This window comes from Pseudomonas rossensis, from assembly GCF_039888995.1.
In the GTDB taxonomy this organism is placed as follows: domain Bacteria; phylum Pseudomonadota; class Gammaproteobacteria; order Pseudomonadales; family Pseudomonadaceae; genus Aquipseudomonas; species Aquipseudomonas rossensis.
On the sequence record NZ_JBBWCB010000066.1, the window covers coordinates 13,216 to 32,251 of the forward strand.

15 protein-coding genes are annotated in these 19,036 nt (G+C 58.8%); 9 read left to right on the forward strand and 6 right to left on the reverse strand.

All coding sequences use genetic code 11. The features are described from left to right. Window positions 1-37: 37 nt before the first annotated feature. Window positions 38-1,447, forward strand: a complete 1,410-nt coding sequence (locus tag WLY71_RS18040) for an aminotransferase-like domain-containing protein (RefSeq protein WP_347804618.1) — start codon at window positions 38-40, stop codon at window positions 1,445-1,447. A gap of 124 nt (window positions 1,448-1,571) precedes the next feature. Here the strand turns inward: WLY71_RS18040 and ppsR are convergent, their stop codons facing one another. Beyond that, entirely contained in the window at window positions 1,572-2,390 is an 819-nt protein-coding gene (gene ppsR / locus WLY71_RS18045; RefSeq protein ID WP_046053150.1) for a posphoenolpyruvate synthetase regulatory kinase/phosphorylase PpsR, read from the reverse strand. A 331-nt stretch (window positions 2,391-2,721) separates the two neighbouring features. On the opposite strand from ppsR, the gene ppsA reads away from it, so the two are divergent. The 8 genes from ppsA (at window position 2,722) to WLY71_RS18085 (ending at window position 10,786) form a co-directional block, all read left to right on the forward strand. Continuing rightward, window positions 2,722-5,097 carry a phosphoenolpyruvate synthase gene (gene ppsA, locus WLY71_RS18050; protein ID WP_095128801.1) on the forward strand — a complete coding sequence of 792 codons (2,376 nt, stop codon included), beginning with the start codon at window positions 2,722-2,724 and terminating at the stop codon, window positions 5,095-5,097. Window positions 5,098-5,188: 91 nt separating this feature from the next. Beyond that, window positions 5,189-6,178 (forward strand): alpha/beta fold hydrolase, encoded by a 990-nt coding sequence (locus WLY71_RS18055; protein WP_347804619.1) that lies wholly within the window; start codon window positions 5,189-5,191, stop codon window positions 6,176-6,178. A gap of 121 nt (window positions 6,179-6,299) precedes the next feature. After that, window positions 6,300-6,791, forward strand: a complete 492-nt coding sequence (gene rraA / locus WLY71_RS18060; RefSeq protein WP_347804620.1) for a ribonuclease E activity regulator RraA — start codon at window positions 6,300-6,302, stop codon at window positions 6,789-6,791. A 38-nt stretch (window positions 6,792-6,829) separates the two neighbouring features. Then, window positions 6,830-7,825 (forward strand): zinc transporter ZntB, encoded by a 996-nt coding sequence (locus WLY71_RS18065; protein WP_347804621.1) that lies wholly within the window; start codon window positions 6,830-6,832, stop codon window positions 7,823-7,825. A gap of 63 nt (window positions 7,826-7,888) precedes the next feature. Beyond that, window positions 7,889-8,137: a hypothetical protein gene (locus tag WLY71_RS18070; protein WP_008146303.1), complete on the forward strand. Its 249-nt coding sequence runs from the start codon at window positions 7,889-7,891 to the stop codon at window positions 8,135-8,137. Window positions 8,138-8,139: 2 nt separating this feature from the next. After that, complete coding sequence (locus WLY71_RS18075) at window positions 8,140-8,964, forward strand: mechanosensitive ion channel family protein (RefSeq protein WP_008027407.1); 825 nt, start codon at window positions 8,140-8,142, stop codon at window positions 8,962-8,964. Window positions 8,965-9,053: 89 nt separating this feature from the next. Further along, complete coding sequence (sigX, locus tag WLY71_RS18080) at window positions 9,054-9,644, forward strand: RNA polymerase sigma factor SigX (RefSeq protein ID WP_008146300.1); 591 nt, start codon at window positions 9,054-9,056, stop codon at window positions 9,642-9,644. 107 nt (window positions 9,645-9,751) lie between these two features. After that, window positions 9,752-10,786, forward strand: a complete 1,035-nt coding sequence (locus WLY71_RS18085) for an OmpA family protein (RefSeq protein ID WP_347804622.1) — start codon at window positions 9,752-9,754, stop codon at window positions 10,784-10,786. An 85-nt stretch (window positions 10,787-10,871) separates the two neighbouring features. Here WLY71_RS18085 and cobA read toward each other — a convergent pair whose 3' ends face one another. From cobA to WLY71_RS18110, 5 genes are all read right to left on the reverse strand, one after another. Further along, window positions 10,872-11,663: a uroporphyrinogen-III C-methyltransferase gene (cobA, locus tag WLY71_RS18090; protein WP_347804623.1), complete on the reverse strand. Its 792-nt coding sequence runs from the start codon at window positions 11,661-11,663 to the stop codon at window positions 10,872-10,874. Window positions 11,664-11,673: 10 nt separating this feature from the next. Further along, a complete protein-coding gene (locus WLY71_RS18095) occupies window positions 11,674-14,388 on the reverse strand; it encodes a nitrate reductase (protein WP_347804624.1) in 2,715 nt (904 codons plus the stop codon). Beyond that, window positions 14,388-14,705 (reverse strand): nitrite reductase small subunit NirD, encoded by a 318-nt coding sequence (nirD, locus tag WLY71_RS18100; RefSeq protein WP_008146292.1) that lies wholly within the window; start codon window positions 14,703-14,705, stop codon window positions 14,388-14,390. Before nirD ends, WLY71_RS18095 begins: the two co-directional genes overlap by 1 nt. Beyond that, window positions 14,702-17,155 carry a nitrite reductase large subunit NirB gene (gene nirB / locus WLY71_RS18105; protein WP_347804625.1) on the reverse strand — a complete coding sequence of 818 codons (2,454 nt, stop codon included), beginning with the start codon at window positions 17,153-17,155 and terminating at the stop codon, window positions 14,702-14,704. Before nirB ends, nirD begins: the two co-directional genes overlap by 4 nt. A gap of 402 nt (window positions 17,156-17,557) precedes the next feature. Then, window positions 17,558-19,036, reverse strand: a 1,479-nt coding sequence (locus tag WLY71_RS18110; RefSeq protein WP_347804626.1) for a bifunctional protein-serine/threonine kinase/phosphatase, incomplete at its 5' end; no start/stop codon positions are given.

A 19,036-nucleotide genomic window follows, 5' to 3' on the forward strand; every position in this document is an offset into this window, starting at 1 on the left:
GATTGAACCTGTTTCAAGCACGCTATTCGGGGCTGGAATGACTGTCAAAACAAGTATTGCCATGGTGTCAATCCTGCGCGACGGTCTGGCGAACGGTCTGGGGGTGAAATACAAGCGCCTTGCCGACGGGATCGAAAAAGGCGTCGCTGAAGGGCTGATCGAGCCCGGCTGCAAATTGCCGCCTCATCGGTTGTTGGCGGATAGCCTCGGCGTGACCATCGGCACCATCAGTCGCGCTTACGGTGAACTCGAACGTGTGGGATTGGTGGTCGCGCGGGTGGGCGACGGCACGTATGTACGTCAGCGCGGAATGGAACGACCGCGGGATGGTGGCTTTCGCAATGTCAGTGATGAGCCTCGGGCGTTTTTTGACATGAGCCGCAATCAACCGATTCCGGGGCAGGAAACGCTTTTTTTGAGTCAGAGCCTGCAAGCGTTGTCCCTTGATCCTGAGGCGTTGCAACACATCAGCGGCTACACCGCCGATGTCGGTTTGCCACGCTATCGTGCGGCGGGCGCGCACTGGCTCAGGCATAAAGAGTTTGTACCGAATGCCGAGCAGGTCGTTTGCGTGAACGGCGGTCAGCACGGTCTGTTGTGTGCCTTGATGGGGTTGCTCAAGGCGGGTGATACGTTGGTGACGGAGCACCTGACCTACCCGGGGTTGATCAGCGTCGCACGCCAGCTCGGGATAAAACTCATCGGCGTCGAGATGGATGATGAAGGACTGATGCCCGATGCCCTGGAGGAGGTTTGCCGCCACCATCGTGTGTCGGCGCTGTATTGCACACCGACGATCCAGAATCCTACGGCTGCCGTGATGTCCGTCGCACGGCGGGAGGCGATTGCAGAGGTCTGTCGGCAGCACAATCTGTTGATCTTTGAAGACGAAGCCCACGCGGTATTGGCTCAACAGCGACCGTTGCCCTTGAGCCATTTCGCCCCGGAGCGCTCGGTGCTGATCGGCAGTCTGAGCAAGGTGGTTTCGGCGGGTTTGCGAGTCGGTTACCTGCATGCGCCGCAACCGTTGATCGGTCGCTTGAGCGCAGCCGTACGCGGGACGTGCTGGATGGCCAGCCCGCTGTCGCTGGAGGTGGCGAGTCTGTGGATAGAAAACGGCATTGCCGAGCAGTTGCTGGGCCAGCAGATTGCCGAGATCGGTCGGCGCAAGGCGTTGGTGAGTGGTGTGCTGGAGGGTTTGGCGTACAAAACCCATTCCCATAGCCCGCACTTCTGGGTCGAGGTGCCAGAGCCGTGGCGGGCTTCGCAGATTTCTGAGGAGCTTAAGGAAAAAAATTATCTGGTGGCTACTGCCGAGATGTTTGCGGTCGGGCATGGGGCGGTGCCGCAGTTCATCAGGGCGAGTGTTTGTAATTCGGCGGGGGATGATCGGTTGTTGCTGGGTGGGTTTGACGCATTGGCGGCAGCATTGGCAGAGACCGTGTAATCGTTCTTCGCGAGCAAGCTCGCTCCCACATTTGATCTTCAGTGAACACAGAGGTTGTGTTCGACATTGATCCCCCTGTGGGAGCGAGCTTGCTCGCGATAGCGGTGTTGCTGTCGCCGAAAACCTACTTAAAGCGCCGCTCCACACCTTTCTCCACCAAAATCTTCGCGGAAATTTCTTCAACGGAGAAGTGCGTGGAATTGATGTGCGGAATGTTCTCGCGACGGAACAGATTCTCCACCTCGCGCACTTCGAATTCGCACTGGGCGTAGCTTGAATAGCGGCTGTTGGGCTTGCGCTCGTTGCGGATCGCGGTGAGGCGGTCCGGGTCGATGGTCAGGCCGAACAGTTTGTGCTGGTGGGCACGCAGGGTGCCTGGCAGTTGCAGGCGTTCCATGTCGTCTTCGGTCAGCGGGTAGTTGGCCGCACGGATGCCGAATTGCATGGCCATGTACAGGCACGTCGGCGTCTTACCACAACGCGACACGCCCACTAGGATCAGGTCCGCCTTGTCGTAATAATGCGTGCGCGCACCGTCGTCGTTGTCGAGGGCGAAGTTCACCGCCTCGATCCGCTCCATGTAATTGGAGTTGCTGCCAATCGAGTGGGACTTGCCGACGGTGTAGGAAGAATGCTCGGTCAATTCCTGTTCGAGAGGCGCCAGGAAGGTCGAGAAAATGTCGATCATGAAACCATTGGACGTTGCGAGGATCTCACGGATGTCCTGATTGACAATGGTGTCGAAGATGATCGGCCGAAAGCCGTCGGTTTCGGCGGCTTTGTTGATTTGTTGTACCATGGCCCGCGCTTTATCCACGTTGTCGATGTATGGCCGCGTGAATTTGCTGAAGGTAATGTTTTCGAACTGCGCCAGGAGGCTTTGGCCGAGGGTCTCGGCTGTGATGCCGGTGCCGTCGGAAATAAAGAAAGCAGATCGTTTCATTTGCACCTTGGGCCTTAAGTGAGTGTCCTGTATCACAAGTGCGTACCTTTTGGCGGCGCCTGTTGTCGCCATACTACGTTGCCGCTCCTCGCCATAGCCAGCTATGACTTTTCACGGCGCCTTGTCTGGCAACAACAGTCACTCGCCAAAAAGGCACGCACTTGCGACACAGGACACTTGTGACGAATCTTGGATATAGTAGGCGCGATTTGCCGGCCGCCAGTGGCCCGCATTCTCACTTATTTTCCAGGTCCAGGCCATACAGCTGGCAAACGCTCCTTAGAGCAGCCAGCTTCTGAGCTTTTCCAACACAGTTAGTGGAGAGATCACCTTGGTAGAGTACGTAGTTTCCCTCGATAAGCTCGGCGTCCATGATGTAGAGCACGTAGGGGGCAAGAACGCATCCCTGGGCGAGATGATCAGTAACCTTGCAGGTGCCGGTGTATCGGTGCCCGGTGGCTTCGCCACGACAGCTCAGGCTTATCGTGATTTTCTCGAGCTGAGCGGCCTGAACGATCAGATCCACGCCGCCCTCGACGCCCTGGACGTCGACGATGTCAACGCCCTGGCCAAGACCGGCGCCCAGATCCGTCAATGGATCATGGAAGCCGAATTCCCCGAGAAGCTCAACGCCGAGATCCGCACCGCGTTCGCCACGCTGTCGGCCGGCAACCCTGACATGGCCGTTGCCGTGCGCTCTTCCGCTACCGCCGAAGACCTGCCGGACGCTTCCTTTGCCGGTCAGCAGGAAACCTTCCTGAACATCCGTGGTGTCGAAAACGTTATTCGCGCCGCCAAAGAGGTGTTCGCTTCCCTGTTTAACGACCGCGCGATTTCCTACCGCGTCCATCAGGGCTTCGACCACAAGCTGGTAGCCCTGTCGGCTGGCGTGCAGCGCATGGTCCGCTCCGAAACCGGCACCGCCGGCGTGATGTTCACCCTCGATACCGAATCGGGCTTCCGTGACGTGGTGTTCATCACCGGCGCCTACGGCCTGGGTGAAACCGTCGTACAAGGCGCGGTGAACCCGGATGAGTTCTACGTCCACAAAGGCACGCTGGCAGCCGGTCGTCCGGCCATCCTGCGTCGCAACCTGGGTAGCAAAGCCATCAAGATGATCTACGGCGAAGTCGCCACGGCCGGTAAGTCGGTCAAGACCATCGACGTCGACAAGGCTGACCGCGCACGTTTCTGCCTGAGCGACGCCGAAGTCAGCGAACTGGCCAAACAAGCGATGATCATCGAGAAGCACTACAAGTGCCCGATGGACATCGAATGGGCCAAAGACGGCGACGACGGCAAGCTCTACATCGTTCAGGCCCGTCCTGAAACCGTGAAGAGCCGCACCTCGGCCAATGTCATGGAACGCTACCTGTTGAAAGAAACCGGCACCGTGCTGGTTGAAGGTCGCGCCATCGGCCAGCGCATCGGCGCGGGCAAGGTTCGCATCATCAAGGACGTGTCCGAGATGGACAAAGTCCAGCCCGGCGACGTACTGGTCTCCGACATGACCGACCCGGACTGGGAACCGGTCATGAAGCGCGCCAGCGCCATTGTCACCAACCGTGGCGGCCGTACTTGCCACGCGGCGATCATCGCTCGCGAGCTGGGCATCCCGGCCGTGGTCGGTTGCGGCAACGCCACCCAGCTGTTGAAAGACGGCCAGGGCGTGACCGTTTCCTGCGCTGAAGGTGACACCGGTTACATCTTCGAAGGCGAGTTGGGCTTCGACATCAAGAAAAACTCCGTGGACGCCATGCCTGATCTGCCGTTCAAGATCATGATGAACGTCGGCAACCCGGATCGCGCCTTCGATTTCGCACAGCTGCCGAACGCCGGTGTGGGCCTGGCCCGTCTGGAGTTCATCATCAACCGCATGATCGGTGTTCACCCCAAAGCGCTGTTGAACTACGACGGTCTGCCGCAGGACATCAAGGACAGCGTCGACAAGCGCATCGCCGGTTACGACGATCCGGTCGGCTTCTATGTCGACAAACTGGTTGAAGGCATCAGCACCCTGGCCGCTGCGTTCACCCCGAAAAAGGTCATCGTGCGTCTGTCGGACTTCAAGTCCAACGAATACGCCAACCTGATCGGCGGCAAGCTCTACGAGCCGGAAGAAGAAAACCCGATGCTGGGCTTTCGCGGTGCTTCGCGTTACATCAGCGAAGCGTTCCGTGACTGCTTCGAGCTCGAGTGCCGCGCCCTCAAGCGTGTGCGCAACGAGATGGGCCTGACCAACGTTGAAATCATGGTGCCGTTCGTCCGTACACTGGGTGAAGCTAGCCAAGTGATCGATCTGTTGGCCGAAAATGGCCTGGCCCGCGGCGAGAATGGTCTGCGCATCATCATGATGTGCGAGCTGCCGTCCAACGCGATCCTGGCCGAAGAGTTCCTCGAATTCTTCGACGGCTTCTCCATCGGTTCCAACGACCTGACCCAGTTGACCCTGGGCCTGGACCGTGACTCCGGGATCATCGCGCACCTGTTCGACGAGCGTAATCCGGCGGTCAAGAAGCTGCTGGCCAACGCGATTCAGGCCTGCAACAAGGCTGGCAAGTACATCGGTATTTGCGGTCAGGGTCCTTCGGACCACCCTGATCTGGCCAAATGGCTGATGGAGCAGGGCATCGAAAGCGTTTCGTTGAACCCCGATTCCGTACTGGAAACCTGGTTCTTCCTGGCTGAAGGTCAAGCTTCGGCTTGATGTGAATGAAGCCTCGGTCAAGTGGCCGAGGCTTTAAGAATCAAGTAGGGCGGGCTCCTTTGTATGCCGCCCTTTTTTGTGCAAGAGCATTATGCAAAGCAGCAGCAACCTATTTCCTGTCGCCCTGATCAGCGCCGAGCGGCGCGGCGATCTGAGCGAAGACGTCTATCGTCTGAAACCCGGCAACAGCCCTGACGGCACCGTCGAACTGGCTGTGACGCGCCTGGGCATGGCGGATGGCTCAGACGCGCGTGGCGTTCCGGTTATTTTGCTTCACGGCAGCTTTTCCAATCGCCGGTTCTGGTTTTCCCCGAAGGGGCTTGGACTGGGCGCCTATCTGACGCGTCTGGGATTCGATGTATGGATTCCCGAAATGCGCGGCCATGGCCTGTCCCAGCGTAACCAGAACTACCGCAAGAACCGCGTTGCCGACTACGCCCGTTACGATTTGCCGGCCATTGGCGCGTTCGTGCGCGAGCAGAGCGGCCAGATCCCGCACTGGATCGGTCACTCGCTGGGCGGGATTACCTTGGCGGCGGCATTGGGTGGTGAGTACATCGGCGAGCCGGTGGTGGCTTCCGCGGCGTTTTTCGGTACGCAAGTGAGTCGCACCTACTGGCCATTGAAGATTCCGCCGGTGGAGTGGAGCGGGCGCTTCATTCTCAAACGCTTTGCCCAGCTGTCCGGTTCCCGGCTTAAGCGCGGCCCGGAGGACGAGCCCATTGGCCTGGCCCTGGAAAGCATGCGCTGGTATGGCCTGTTCGGGCGCTTTGGCGATGCCGACAAGGATTGGTGGGCCGGATTGGCCGACGTTCAGTTACCGGTATTGGCCGTGAGTGCCGCAGGTGACCATCAGGACCCGACCTGGGCTTGTCGCAAGCTGTTCGATCAGGTGGGTTCCGAGCATAAGCAATTTATCAACCTGGGTCGCGAGCAGGGCTTTGGCGATAATTTCGGTCATGTGGAGATGCTCGTCAGCAAAGCCGCCCAGACTGAAGTCTGGCCGCTGGTGGCGCGCTGGTTGGCAGATCAGCAGACGCCATTGCTGGGTGAAAAACCGGATCTGGCCACGGCGGTCTGAGCCTGATGCTCTAACATGGGCATTTCGCTCTGTTCGGCTTGCGGCTAAGATATGACGCATTGAGCTGTTCTGGTCACGTTTCGACACCCTCGATTGTCTTCCTCTTTACAGGAGTTTCTCGATGAATCATTACCTCACGCCTGACCTGTGCGACGCCTACCCGGAGCTGGTGCAGGTGCTGGAACCGATGTTCAGCAATTTCGGTGGCCGTGATTCTTTCGGCGGCGAAATCGTGACCATCAAATGCTTCGAAGACAACTCGCTGGTCAAGGAACAAGCCGAGCTCAAGGGCAATGGCAAGGTGTTGGTGGTCGACGGTGGTGGTTCCCTGCGTCGTGCGCTGCTGGGCGACCTGATCGCCGAGAAAGCCGCGAAAAACGGTTGGGAAGGGCTGGTGATCTACGGTTGCATCCGTGACGTCGACGTCATTGCGCAAACCGACCTGGGGGTTCAGGCCCTTGCCAGCCACCCGATGAAAACCGACAAACGCGGCATCGGCGATCTCAACGTAGCCGTAACCTTTGCTGGCGTGACCTTCCATCCAGGTCACTACATCTATGCGGACAACAACGGCGTGATCATCTCGCCAAGTCCGCTTGCGATGCCTGAATAAAGCACCGCTGACTTTTTGTTTCAAGAATAGGGATGAGGATGTTCGAGGAAGAAAACGCGCAGTGGGGGCTGGTGCATGCTCTGGTGCTGGACGGTAAAGGCGGTGCGCGTTCGATAGCCCGGACTGAACTCGATGGCTTGCAGCTGCAGGCCCATGAAAGCCTGTGGCTGCATTGGGATCGCAGTCACCCGCAAACCCGGACCTGGTTGCGAAAATCCAGCGGTCTGAGCGAATTCAGCTGTGATCTGTTGCTTGAAGAAAACACCCGACCGCGTCTTTTACAGCTTTCGGACAGCGAACTGCTGCTATTTTTGCGTGGGGTCAACCTGAATCCGGGCGCCGAGCCGGAAGACATGGTTTCGGTGCGGATTTTTGGGTCAGCCCAGCGGGTTATTTCTCTGCGTTTGCGTCCGTTGCGCGCCACCGATGAGTTGCTGGTGCAGCTCGCCGAAGGCAAAGGACCGAAAACGGCGTCAGAACTCATCCTTTATATGGCGCAATACCTCACCAACAAGGTGCAGGATCTGGTCAGTTGCCTCTCGGAAGTAGTCGATGAGGAAGAAGAAAAGCTGGATGCCGACGAACGGTATACACCCGAGCACGGCGCCGTTTTGCAGATCCGTCGCAGGGCCGCTGCGCTGAAACGTTTTCTTGCGCCGCAGCGGGAAATATTCGGACAGCTGACACGGATAAAACTGCCTTGGTTCGTCGAAGACGACGGTGATTACTGGAACGAATTGAACAACAGCCTGACCCGGCATCTCGAAGAGCTGGAATTGACCCGGGAGCGGGTGGGGTTGGTCCTCGAGGCCGAAGATAGACGTTTGAGCGTGCGAATGAACCGCACGATGTACCGCTTCGGGATCATCACCGGGATCTTTTTGCCGATGAGTTTTCTGGCGGGTCTTTTAGGCATCAATGTCGGCGGGATTCCGTTCTCTGCAAGCCCCTATGGCTTCCTGATCGCGTGCCTGATGATGGTCTCGGTGGCGTTGGGGCAGTGGTGGTTATTCCGACGTTTGCGCTGGGTCTGAGGGTGAGCCATGTGACCCGAGCAAATTTGACCGCGTCTTTCACAGACATCACGAGAGGTGCGTATGCACGATCCGTTTGAACAGTCTTTGCGTGACATGCTCAAGGCATCACCGTCCACCCGGGACGATGATGCGTGCCTTGGGCGTGTACTGAAAACCGCCAACCGCCAGGTCGGCGCCGGTGATCTGTTCAGCCTGCTGGGCCGCTGGCTGCCCGCGCTGATGATCGCCCTGAATAACGGATCGGCCCATGTCGCTCCGGTTTCCCGCCACCGTAAACCTACCGTTCGCACTGCTGATAAGGCTGATTGAATATGGAACTTGATCTCTGGACTCAGAGCCTCGTCACTGCAATGACTGCGTTATGGACCAAGGTTGCAAATTTCATCCCGAACCTGTTCGGCGCACTGGTTGTGCTGCTGTTGGGTTTCGTCGTTGCGAAACTTTTGGACACTTTGTTGTCCAAGTTGCTCGCCAAGCTGGGGCTCGATCGCCTGATGGGCGGCACCGGACTGACCAAATTGCTGTCCCGGGCCGGCCTTCAAGTGCCGATCTCTACCTTGATCGGCAAGATTGTCTATTGGTTCGTTCTGCTGATTTTTCTGGTTTCTGCCGCAGAATCCCTTGGACTTGAGCGAGTTTCGGCTACGCTTGACATGCTTGCGCTGTATTTGCCGAAAGTATTCGGCGCTGCGCTGGTGCTGCTGGTGGGTGTATTGCTCGCGCAACTGGCCAATGGGCTGGTGCGGGGTGCGGCAGAGGGCGTAGGGCTGGATTACGCTGCGGGCCTGGGGAGAATTGCCCAGGGCCTGGTGATTATCATCAGTATTTCGGTCGCAATCAGCCAGTTGGAGGTCAAGACTGACCTGCTCAACCACGTGATTGTGATCGTATTGATTACCGTTGGTCTGGCGGTTGCGCTGGCCATGGGGTTGGGAAGCCGGGAAATTGCCGGTCAGATTCTTGCGGGAATCTATGTGCGTGAGTTGTATCAGGTTGGGCAACAAGTGCGTGTTGGCGAGGTCGAAGGTCAGATCGAAGAGATCGGCACGGTTAAAACCACATTGCTGACCGATGAGGGTGAGCTAGTCTCTCTCTCCAATCGGATCCTCCTGGAACAGCATGTGAGTAGCCGCTAACCCGGCAAACCCTGCTAATGTATGCCGCCGCAAAAATGCCCTGAAAAGGGTTGCGGCGGACATTGACCTGACTGTCGGCCCGACTTGTTTTGAATAAAGCTCAATCGCTGTCCACGCGCTACGACCCCCGCGAGCTCTCTGATGAGGAGTTGGTCGCGCGCTCGCATACCGAGCTGTTTCACGTAACGCGCGCCTATGAAGAACTGATGCGGCGTTACCAGCGAACATTATTTAACGTCTGTGCACGGTATCTTGGGAACGATCGTGACGCAGACGATGTCTGTCAGGAAGTGATGTTGAAGGTGCTGTATGGCCTGAAGAACTTCGAGGGCAAATCGAAGTTCAAGACATGGCTATATAGCATCACGTACAACGAGTGCATCACGCAGTATCGGAAAGAACGGCGAAAGCGTCGCTTGATGGATGCTTTGAGTCTGGACCCCCTAGAGGAAGCGTCTGAAGAAAAGGCGCCGAAACCCGAGGACAAGGGTGGACTCGATCGCTGGTTAGTGTATGTGAACCCGATTGACCGTGAAATTCTGGTGCTACGATTTGTCGCAGAGCTGGAATTTCAAGAGATCGCGGATATCATGCATATGGGTTTGAGTGCGACAAAAATGCGTTACAAACGTGCTCTAGATAAATTGCGTGAGAAATTTGCAGGCATTGCTGAAACTTAGTTCGGCGCAAATATCTCTTACGTGTAGGCAAGTTCTGATAGACTTGCCGCCGAGTTGTCCCCCGGTTTGCGGGACTGCTTCACAATCACCAGATGGGGATTTAACGGATGAAACTGAAAAACACCTTGGGCTTGGCCATTGGTTCTTTGATTGCCGCCACTTCGTTCGGCGCTCTGGCACAAGGCCAAGGCGCAGTTGAAATCGAAGGCTTCGCCAAGAAAGAACAATTCGACAGCGCTCGTAACTTCAAGAACAACGGCAACCTGTTCGGTGGTTCGGTTGGTTACTTCTTGACCGACGACGTTGAACTGCGTCTGGGCTACGACGAAGTGCACAACGTGCGTTCCGACGACGGTCGTAACATCAAGGGCGCTAACACCGCTCTGGACGCTCTGTACCACTTCAACAACCCGGGCGACATGCTGCGTCCGTACGTATCGGCTGGCTTCTCCGATCAAAGCATCGGTCAGAACGGCTCCGGCGGTCGTAACCGTTCCACCTTCGCCAACGTTGGCGGCGGTGCCAAGCTGTACTTCACCGAGAACTTCTACGCCCGTGCTGGCGTTGAAGCTCAATACAACATCGACCAGGGCGACACCGAGTGGGCTCCAAGCGTCGGTATCGGTGTGAACTTCGGTGGCGGCTCCAAGCCTGCTGCTGCTCCAGTTCCAGCACCAGCTGAAGTCTGCTCCGACAGTGACAACGATGGCGTTTGCGACAACGTTGACAAGTGCCCGGACACCCCAGCCAACGTAACTGTTGACGCTGATGGCTGCCCAGCAGTTGCTGAAGTTGTTCGTGTTGAGCTGGACGTGAAATTCGACTTCGACAAGTCGGTAGTCAAGCCTAACAGCTACGGCGACATCAAAAACCTCGCTGACTTCATGAAGCAGTACCCATCCACCAGCACTACTGTTGAAGGTCACACTGACTCCGTCGGTCCTGACGCTTACAACCAGAAACTGTCCGAGCGTCGTGCAAACGCCGTTAAGCAAGTTCTGACCAACCAGTACGGTGTTGAATCGTCCCGCGTTCAGTCTGTTGGCTACGGCGAATCCCGCCCAGTTGCTGACAACAAAACTGACGCTGGTCGCGCTGTAAACCGTCGCGTAGAAGCGCAGGTTGAAGCTAACGCTAAGTAATTAGCGCGCAGCTCTGAAAAGCCCGGCTTAGGCCGGGCTTTTCTTTGTCTGCGATTTGGGTTTCAGATTGGGGTTTGCGTCGCTTTTAAAAGATCGCAGCCTGCGGCAGCTCCAGGTTGAACGCAGAAGCTGTGTAGGAGCTGCCGAAGGCTGCGATCTTCTGACTTTCTTCGCAGGCCGCGACCGCACCGATCACCAGGATCGCCGGGCTTTTGAGCTCGAAGCTGCAGGCGTCTTCTTCCATCGCCGTCAGGTCGCTCCGACATTCCCGTTGGCATGGCAGGGAAGCGTTTTCAATCATTGCCACCGGTGTATCCGCCGCCATTCCTCCGGCGAGCAACTGCTCACGAATCTCGCTCAATTTTGCGACACCCATATACACCACCAGCGTCGTGCCACCTTGGGCCAGGGCTTGCCAGTTCAGACTGCTGCCATCCTGAGTGTGGGCGGTGACCAGCGTCACGCCGCGCGCAACGCCCCGCAGAGTCAACGGAATATCGCATTGCGTTGCGCCGGCAAGCCCGGCAGTGATGCCGTTGACCAGTTCGACTTCGACCCCATGTTCACGCAGCCACTGCGCCTCTTCGCCGCCCCGGCCAAAAATGCACGGGTCGCCACCCTTGAGCCGCACCACGCATTTACCGTGGCGGGAGTAACGCAGCATCAGGCGATGAATGAATGCCTGAGGTGTGGAACGACAGCCGCCGCGCTTGCCCACGGGAATGATCCGCGCCTGCGGGCAATGCTCCAGCACCGCGTCGTTGACCAGGTCATCGATCAGCACCACATCCGCTTCGCTCAACGCCCGCACGGCCTTGAGGGTCAACAATTCCGGATCGCCAGGACCCGCACCCACCAGCCAGACTTTTGCGCTCATAGTGTTTTCCTCACGAGGTGACGGCGACCGGCTGCGCAGTGGCGGCCAGCAAACGCTTGATTTCCGGGACGCAGGAGCCGCATTGCGTGCCGCAGCCCAATTCTTGTTTCAAACCCTGCAGGTCCATGCCGCGGCTAATGCCGGCGCAGACCGCGCTTTGACTGACGTTTTTGCAGTTGCACAGGGTTTTGTTACCGGCGGTCGGCGTATTGGCGTTGCCCGGTGGGGCGCTCAGCGGTGCCAGCAACCAGCGCCTCAATTGTTCGTCGGCGCGACCTTCCAGCCACAGGCTTTGCAGCCAGTGTCGGGCAAGGGTTTCACCGGCCAGGCGAATCGCGGTGATCCGGCCATTTTCGATCCGAACCCTTTTACCGATGGAGCGCCGTGGGTCGTCGTAAGCCAAAACCGGGCCATCGTTGAGTCCCAGGCATTGATCGATATCACGCAGCAGTTGCGGATCGGGCGCGACGGAGCTGGCAGCGCGTATCAGTAGCGCGGGGCGTTCACGGCCAGTCAGGCTGAGGCTGACGTAGGAAAACGCCTCGCAGAGCGGTCGTAGCGTCTCAAAGTGCTGTTGAACATCGCCCTCGATCAGGGCGAACAGGTTCCACGGCAGTTGCACCGGTTCCAGGCGCACGCCGCTGTGTTTGAGTTCGGGCTGTTTGGATAGCGGGTCGAAGGCGGGAAGAGTGAGGGTATTTACGCCGCCCTTGAGGAAGCGATCACCCCAATGCATCGGTAGAAAGGCCTGGCCGGGTCGCACGCTATCGTCAGCGCCGACGGCGACAATCACTGCGCCACGGCGACTTTTCAGGCTGACCAGGTCGCCCGATTGCAGCCGATGCCGGCGCAGTTCATCCGGGTGCAAACTCAACACAGCTTCGCTGACATGACCGAATAGCTGCGCGGCGGTGCCGGTGCGGCTCATGCCATGCCATTGATCCCGCAGGCGGCCGGTGATCAAGGTCAGCGGGAAGCGCGCGTCGCGTTGTTCCTTGGCGGCGCGATACGGGTCGGCCACGAATTGCGCACGTCCACTGGCAGTCGGGAAAACTCCGTCCAGATACAGTCGAGCTGTGCCTTCGCTGGCGCCAGTGGGGAAGGGCCATTGCTGCGGACCGAGGCGGTCGATCAGTTCATGACTGATGCCGGACAAGTCCAGATCACGCCCGCGGGTCAATTGCTTGTACTCGTCGAAGACCTGCGCCGGTTTTTCAAAGGCAAACAGGCTGGTTTGCCCAGGACGCAGATATTTTTCCAGGCGCTGTGCGAAATCCACCGTGATCGACCAGTCAGAGCGTGCTTCACCGGGCGCGACGATGGCTCGGCGAACGTGGGAAATGCGACGTTCAGAGTTGGTCATCGTGCCGTCCTTTTCGCCCCAACTGGCGGCGGGCAGCAACAGGTCGGCAAACGCGGCGGTTTCGGTGGTGCGGAAGGCCTCCTGCAACACCACGAACGGGCAGGCTTGCAGTGCCGCGCGCACGGCGGTTTGATCCGGCATTGATTGCGCAGGGTTGGTGCAGGCGATCCACAGCGCCTTGATCTTGCCGCTGCGCACCTGATCGAACAGTTCAATGGCGGTAAGCCCGGTGTTTTCGGGGAGTTGTTCAACGCCCCAATAGGCTGCCACTTCCGCGCGATGTTCGGCATTGGCAGCCTCGCGATGGCCTGGCAACAGGTTCGACAAGCTGCCGGTTTCGCGGCCACCCATGGCATTCGGCTGACCGGTCAGCGAGAAAGGTCCTGCGCCGGGGCGGCCGATTTGCCCGGTAGCCAGGTGCAGGTTGATCAGTGCGCTGTTTTTCGCGCTGCCGGCGGTGGACTGGTTCAAGCCCATGCACCAAAGCGACAGGAAGCTCGGTGAAGTGCCAATCCATTCGGCGCATTGCTGCAGTTGCTCGACGCTGATCCCGCAGAGCTGAGAAACCATCTGCGGCGTGTAGTCGCGCACCAGGTTTTTCAGTTCGGCCAAGCCTTCGGTGTGGGCCTTGATGAAGTCGCGATCGACCCAGTCTTCCCACAGCAGCAGGTGCAAAATCCCATGGAATAAGGCGACATCGGTGCCTGGCAGAATCGCCAGGTGCAGGTCAGCCAGATCGCAGGTGTCGGTACGACGCGGGTCGATGACGATGACTTTCATCTGCGGCCGGCGGGATTTCGCTTCCTCCAGGCGACGGAAAAGTATCGGGTGGGCGTAGGCCATGTTGCTGCCGACGATCATCACGCAGTCGCTCAATTCCAGGTCTTCGTAGCTGCACGGCGGTGCGTCGGCGCCCAGGCTGCGCTTGTAGCCGACCACTGCCGAAGACATGCACAGGCGCGAATTGCTGTCGATGTTGTTGGTGCCCACCAGCGCTCGCGCCAGTTTGTTGAAGGCGTAGTAGTCCTCGGTCAGTAATTGCCCGGAGATGTAGAACGCCACGCTGTCGGGGCCGTGTTCGAAGAGGGTCTCGGCAAAAACGCTGGCGGCGTGATCGAGGGCGGTGTCCCAGTCGGTGCGGCTGCGGGCCAGGCCTTTGCCCAGGCGCAGTTCGGGATACAACGCCCTGGCTGCGAGGTCGCCGGTCAGGTGTAAGGTAGAGCCTTTGCTGCACAGTTTGCCGAAGTTGGCCGGGTGGGCCGGATCGCCGCTGACGCCGAGAATGCGCTCGCCGTCATGCTCGATCAGCACGCCGCAGCCGACCCCGCAATAGCAGCAGGTGGAAGCGGTGATCTGGTTCATCAGCTTGCTTCCCGCAGGGCTAGCAACACCCGGCCATTCTCGACCCGTGCTGAATGGTGGTGAGCGCAACCGATGTCCGGGGCTTGGGCTTCGCCGGTTTCCAGGTCGATCTGCCAGTTATGCAGCGGGCAGGCGACCCGTTTGCCGTAGATCAAACCTTGGGACAGTGGCCCGCCCTTGTGCGGGCAGCGGTCGTCGAGTGCGAAAACCTCATCATCGCTGGTACGAAAAATCGCTATGTCGCCTTTCGGGCCGGCGATGATCCGCGAGCCGAGGGCATTGATTTCTTCCAATGCGCAGATATCCAGCCAGTTCATACCGGCACCTCCAGATTCTTCACTGCGATGACGTCGAATTCTTTCTTCAGCAACGGTTGTTCCAGGCGTTCCTTCCACGGGTCCTGTTCGAACGACAAGGAGAATTGCAAGCGATCGTTGAGCGCCTTGCGCCGCTCCGGGTCTTCCAGTACCGCTTTCTTGATGTGTTCCATGCCGACCCGTTGCAGGTAGTGCACGGTGCGTTCGAGGTAGAAAGCTTCTTCGCGATAGAGCTGCAGGAACGCGCCGTTGTATTCACGCACTTCTTCGGCGGTCTTGAGCTTGACGAAGAATTCCGCGACTTCGGTTTTGATCCCGCCGTTGCCACCGATGTACATCTCCCAGCCTGAATCCACGCCGATAATTCCGACGTCCTTGATGCCCGCTTCCGAACAGTTGCGAGGGCAACCGGAGACGGCCAGTTTCACTTTGTGCGGCGACCACATGTTGAACAGGTCGTGCTCCAGCTCAATGCCCAGTTGCGTGGAATTCTGGGTGCCGAAGCGGCAGAACTCGCTGCCGACGCAAGTCTTCACGGTGCGGATGGATTTGCCGTAGGCGTGGCCGGACGGCATGTCGAGGTCCTTCCAGACGCCCGGCAGGTCCTGCTTCTTGATCCCCAGCAAATCGATACGCTGACCGCCGGTCACCTTGACCATTGGCACGTTGTATTTGTCGGCCACGTCGGCAATGCGCCGCAGTTCCGAGGGATTGGTCACACCGCCCCACATCCGTGGGACTACAGAGTAAGTGCCATCTTTTTGAATGTTGGCGTGGGCACGTTCGTTGATCAGGCGCGATTGCGGGTCGTCCTTGGCTTCACCCGGCCAGGTGGAAATCAGGTAGTAGTTGAGCGCCGGGCGGCACGTGGCGCAGCCGTTCGGCATGCGCCAGTTCAAATAGCTCATGGTGCCGGCGATGGTCAGCAGATGCTGCTCGCGGATGGCCTGGCGGATTTGCCCGTGATTCAAGTCGCTGCAACCGCAAATGGCTTTTTCGCTTTTCGGTTTGACGTCTGCTGCGCCGCCCACGGTGTTGATCAGTATCTGCTCCACCAGGCCTGCGCAGGAACCGCAGGAGCTGGCAGCCTTGGTGTGTTTCTTGACGTCATCGACGCTGAACAGCCCGTGTTCCTGGATCGCCTTGACGATGGTGCCTTTGCACACACCGTTGCAGCCGCAGACTTCGGCGGTGTCGGCCATGCTCATGGCTTTGTCCTGGCCTTGATGTCCTACGTCGCCAATGGAGTTTTCACCAAACATTAAATGATCGCGGATCTCGTCGATGGCGTGGTTCTCACGGATCTGCCGGAAATACCAGCCACCGTCTGCCGTATCGCCGTACAGACAGGCCCCGACCAGCACGTCATCCTTGATCACCAGTTTTTTGTAGACCCCGCCGATAGGGTCGGAGAGGGTGATGGTTTCGGTGCCTTCGCCGCCCATGAAGTCGCCGGCGGAGAACAGGTCGATGCCGGTGACTTTCAATTTGGTCGACGTCACCGAGCCTTTGTAGGTGGCGAAGCCCAGTTGGGCGAGGTGGTTGGCGCAGACCTTGGCCTGTTCGAACAGCGGCGCCACCAGACCGTAAGCGATGCCGCGGTGACTGGCGCATTCGCCGATGGCGTAGATGCGTGGGTCGTAGGTTTGCAGAGTGTCGTTGACCAGAATCCCGCGGTTGCAGGGAATGCCGGATTTTTCCGCGAGTTCGGTGTTGGGGCGAATACCGGCGGCCATCACCACCAGGTCGGCGGGGATGATGTCGCCGTTCTTGAACTCAACCGAGCCGACCCGGCCATTGCCGGCATCGTGCAGCGCCTGGGTTTGCTCGCAAAGACGAAAGTGCAGGCCGCGGGCTTCCAGGGCGGTTTGCAGCAACTGACCGCTGGTTTTGTCCAGTTGCCGTTCCAGCAGCCATTCACCGATGTGCACCACGGTGACGTGCATGCCGCGCAGCATCAGGCCGTTGGCGGCTTCCAGGCCGAGCAGGCCGCCACCGATCACAACGGCGTGCTTGTGGGTTTTCGCGGTGTCGATCATTGCCTGGGTATCGGCGATGTCGCGGTAGCCGATCACGCCGTCCAAGGTGTTGCCGGGGATCGGCAGGATGAACGGCATCGAGCCGGTGGCGATCAGCAGACGATCGTATTCAGCCTCGCTGCCGTCTTCGGCGATGACCCGGCGTTTGACCCGGTCGATCTCCACCACTTTGCGGTTGAGCAGCAGCTTGATGTTGTTGTCGAGGTACCAGTCCAGATCGTTGAGCACGATCTCTTCGAAAGTCTGTTCGCCGGCCAGCACCGGCGAGAGCAGGATGCGGTTGTAGTTGGTATGAGGTTCGGCGCCGAAGACCGTGATGTCGTACAACTCATTGCTCAGCTTGAGCAGTTCTTCCAGGGTGCGAACCCCGGCCATGCCGTTGCCGATCATCACCAGTTTTAATTTTTTCATCAGGTTCTCCGGGGAGCTCGGACCCGCCTCATCAGGGCTTTCAGGTCTTGCTCGACAAAATTTGCGCAAACAAAAAAAGGCGTCCCGCTAGTTGCCTAGCGAGGACGCCTTTGTCCTGGTCCCGTTCTCTCGGGAAGCGCATCCTTCGTCGTTGAAGGCTGGGCTTTATGTAAGTTGAAAGATGTAATGCAGTGGTTGTGCCAAGTCGCACAAATGCCGAATTTATGGGCTCTTGTCATAGGAGGAGGGTATTTCCGTGCACCGGTTCAATGCGCGATGCCCGGTTTTGAAGCAGAAAAGTCAAAAGATCGCAGCCTACGGCAGCTCCTACAGGAGATCGTGGGCACCCGTAGGAGCTGCCGCAGGCTGCGATCTTTTGATCTTTTGGGTGCAGTGAAAAACTCAGCCATGAAACAGTAAAAACAGCAGCACCAGGTTCACCAGTAACGACACCAGCGCCAAGGTCCGCCAGACCTTCAACGGTTCGCGCTCCAGCAACGGTCTGGGTCGCACGCTCAAACTGCGCCGCTCGCCCTGTTCCAACAGCAGCAACCATTCTTCCGCCGTTTCAAAGCGTTGATCCGGATCCGCCGCCACGGCGCACTCCAGACTTTGCGCAATCCATTCCGGCAGGTCGGGTCGATAGCGACTGGCGCTGACAGGAACCCCGAACCGTGGGCGCTGGAAGGCTTCGATTTCGCCGTGGGGATAATGCCCGGTGAGCAGGAAGTACAAGGTCACGCCGACGGCATACAGGTCCTGTTGCGGTGTCGGTGTTTCCCCACGAAAGGCTTCCGGCGCGATATAGCTGGGCGTTCCGGGCAGGGCAGAAGGCTGGTCTTCGGACAGACCGGGGCAGTAGGCGAGACCGAAGTCCAGCAGGCGCAATTCGCCGTCGTCCCCCAGCAGCAGGTTCTCCGGTTTGATGTCGCGATGGAGAATCTGCCGTCGATGCAGCATGCCAACGGCGCGCAGCAGGCGTTCGGCCAAATCCTGCCATTGGGGCAGAGGCAGCGGTCCGACATCGGCGTGCAGTTCCGCCAAGGTAGATCCGGAATGTTCCCGCATCACGTAGTACAAATGCTGACGCTGACTGGCGGCATGGACTTCAGGGAAATGCCGCCCGGCCACGCGCTTGAGAAACCATTCTTCCGACAGCAGCGCCTGCCCGGCCAAGTGATCGTCGCGCAGTGCACCGGGCAAGGTTTTCAGCAGCCAGGGTTGTTGTTGCCCATCGCGCACCCGATAGCGCAACGACTGCTGACTCTGACCGAGTATCCCTTCGACCTGCCAACCTTCAAAAGTCTGACCTGGTTTCAAGGCTGGCGGCAGCGGCCATTGCTGCAAATGAATCAACGCATCGCCGATGCTCGTTTCACCGAGGGCATCGACCCGCACCAACAAGGCGCTGGCGTTGTCCTGGCTGCCGGCCAGATGCGCCGCATTGACCAAGGTCTGCGCAGCGCTGTTCAGATCCGGTTGATCGCGCAGAATTGCCGCAATTGCGGTGTCGCCCAGCACGGCCCAAATGCCATCGCTGAGCAGTACGAAACTTTCGTTCAGCCGCAGTTCGCCATCGAGAAAATCCAGCACCAAATGCTGATCGAGCCCCAACGCTCGCTTGAGCACATGCTGCATGCCCGGCTGGTCCCAGACGTGATCCTCGCTGACCCGCTGCAAAGTGTCGGCGTGCCAGCGATAAACCCGGCAATCGCCGACATGGGCCAAGGTAAATCGCCTGCCGCGCATGACCAAAGCACTGACGGTGGTGAGCAACGGTTGCCCACCGCCATTGGCCTGCAACCAGCGATTTTGTGCCAGCAGCAGGCGATCCAATGCCTGCGCGACGCCCCAGGTTTCCGGCGTGGCGTAGTAATCCAG

Coding starts and splice junctions, on each gene's coding strand:
- WLY71_RS18040 (WP_347804618.1), top strand. CDS start 38: ATGACTGTCAAAACAAGTATTGCCATGGTGTCAATCCTGCGCGACGGT.
- ppsR (WP_046053150.1), bottom strand. CDS start 2,390: ATGAAACGATCTGCTTTCTTTATTTCCGACGGCACCGGCATCACAGCC.
- WLY71_RS18055 (WP_347804619.1), top strand. CDS start 5,189: ATGCAAAGCAGCAGCAACCTATTTCCTGTCGCCCTGATCAGCGCCGAG.
- rraA (WP_347804620.1), top strand. CDS start 6,300: ATGAATCATTACCTCACGCCTGACCTGTGCGACGCCTACCCGGAGCTG.
- WLY71_RS18065 (WP_347804621.1), top strand. CDS start 6,830: ATGTTCGAGGAAGAAAACGCGCAGTGGGGGCTGGTGCATGCTCTGGTG.
- WLY71_RS18070 (WP_008146303.1), top strand. CDS start 7,889: ATGCACGATCCGTTTGAACAGTCTTTGCGTGACATGCTCAAGGCATCA.
- WLY71_RS18075 (WP_008027407.1), top strand. CDS start 8,140: ATGGAACTTGATCTCTGGACTCAGAGCCTCGTCACTGCAATGACTGCG.
- WLY71_RS18085 (WP_347804622.1), top strand. CDS start 9,752: ATGAAACTGAAAAACACCTTGGGCTTGGCCATTGGTTCTTTGATTGCC.
- cobA (WP_347804623.1), bottom strand. CDS start 11,663: ATGAGCGCAAAAGTCTGGCTGGTGGGTGCGGGTCCTGGCGATCCGGAA.
- WLY71_RS18095 (WP_347804624.1), bottom strand. CDS start 14,388: ATGAACCAGATCACCGCTTCCACCTGCTGCTATTGCGGGGTCGGCTGC.
- nirD (WP_008146292.1), bottom strand. CDS start 14,705: ATGAACTGGCTGGATATCTGCGCATTGGAAGAAATCAATGCCCTCGGC.
- nirB (WP_347804625.1), bottom strand. CDS start 17,155: ATGAAAAAATTAAAACTGGTGATGATCGGCAACGGCATGGCCGGGGTT.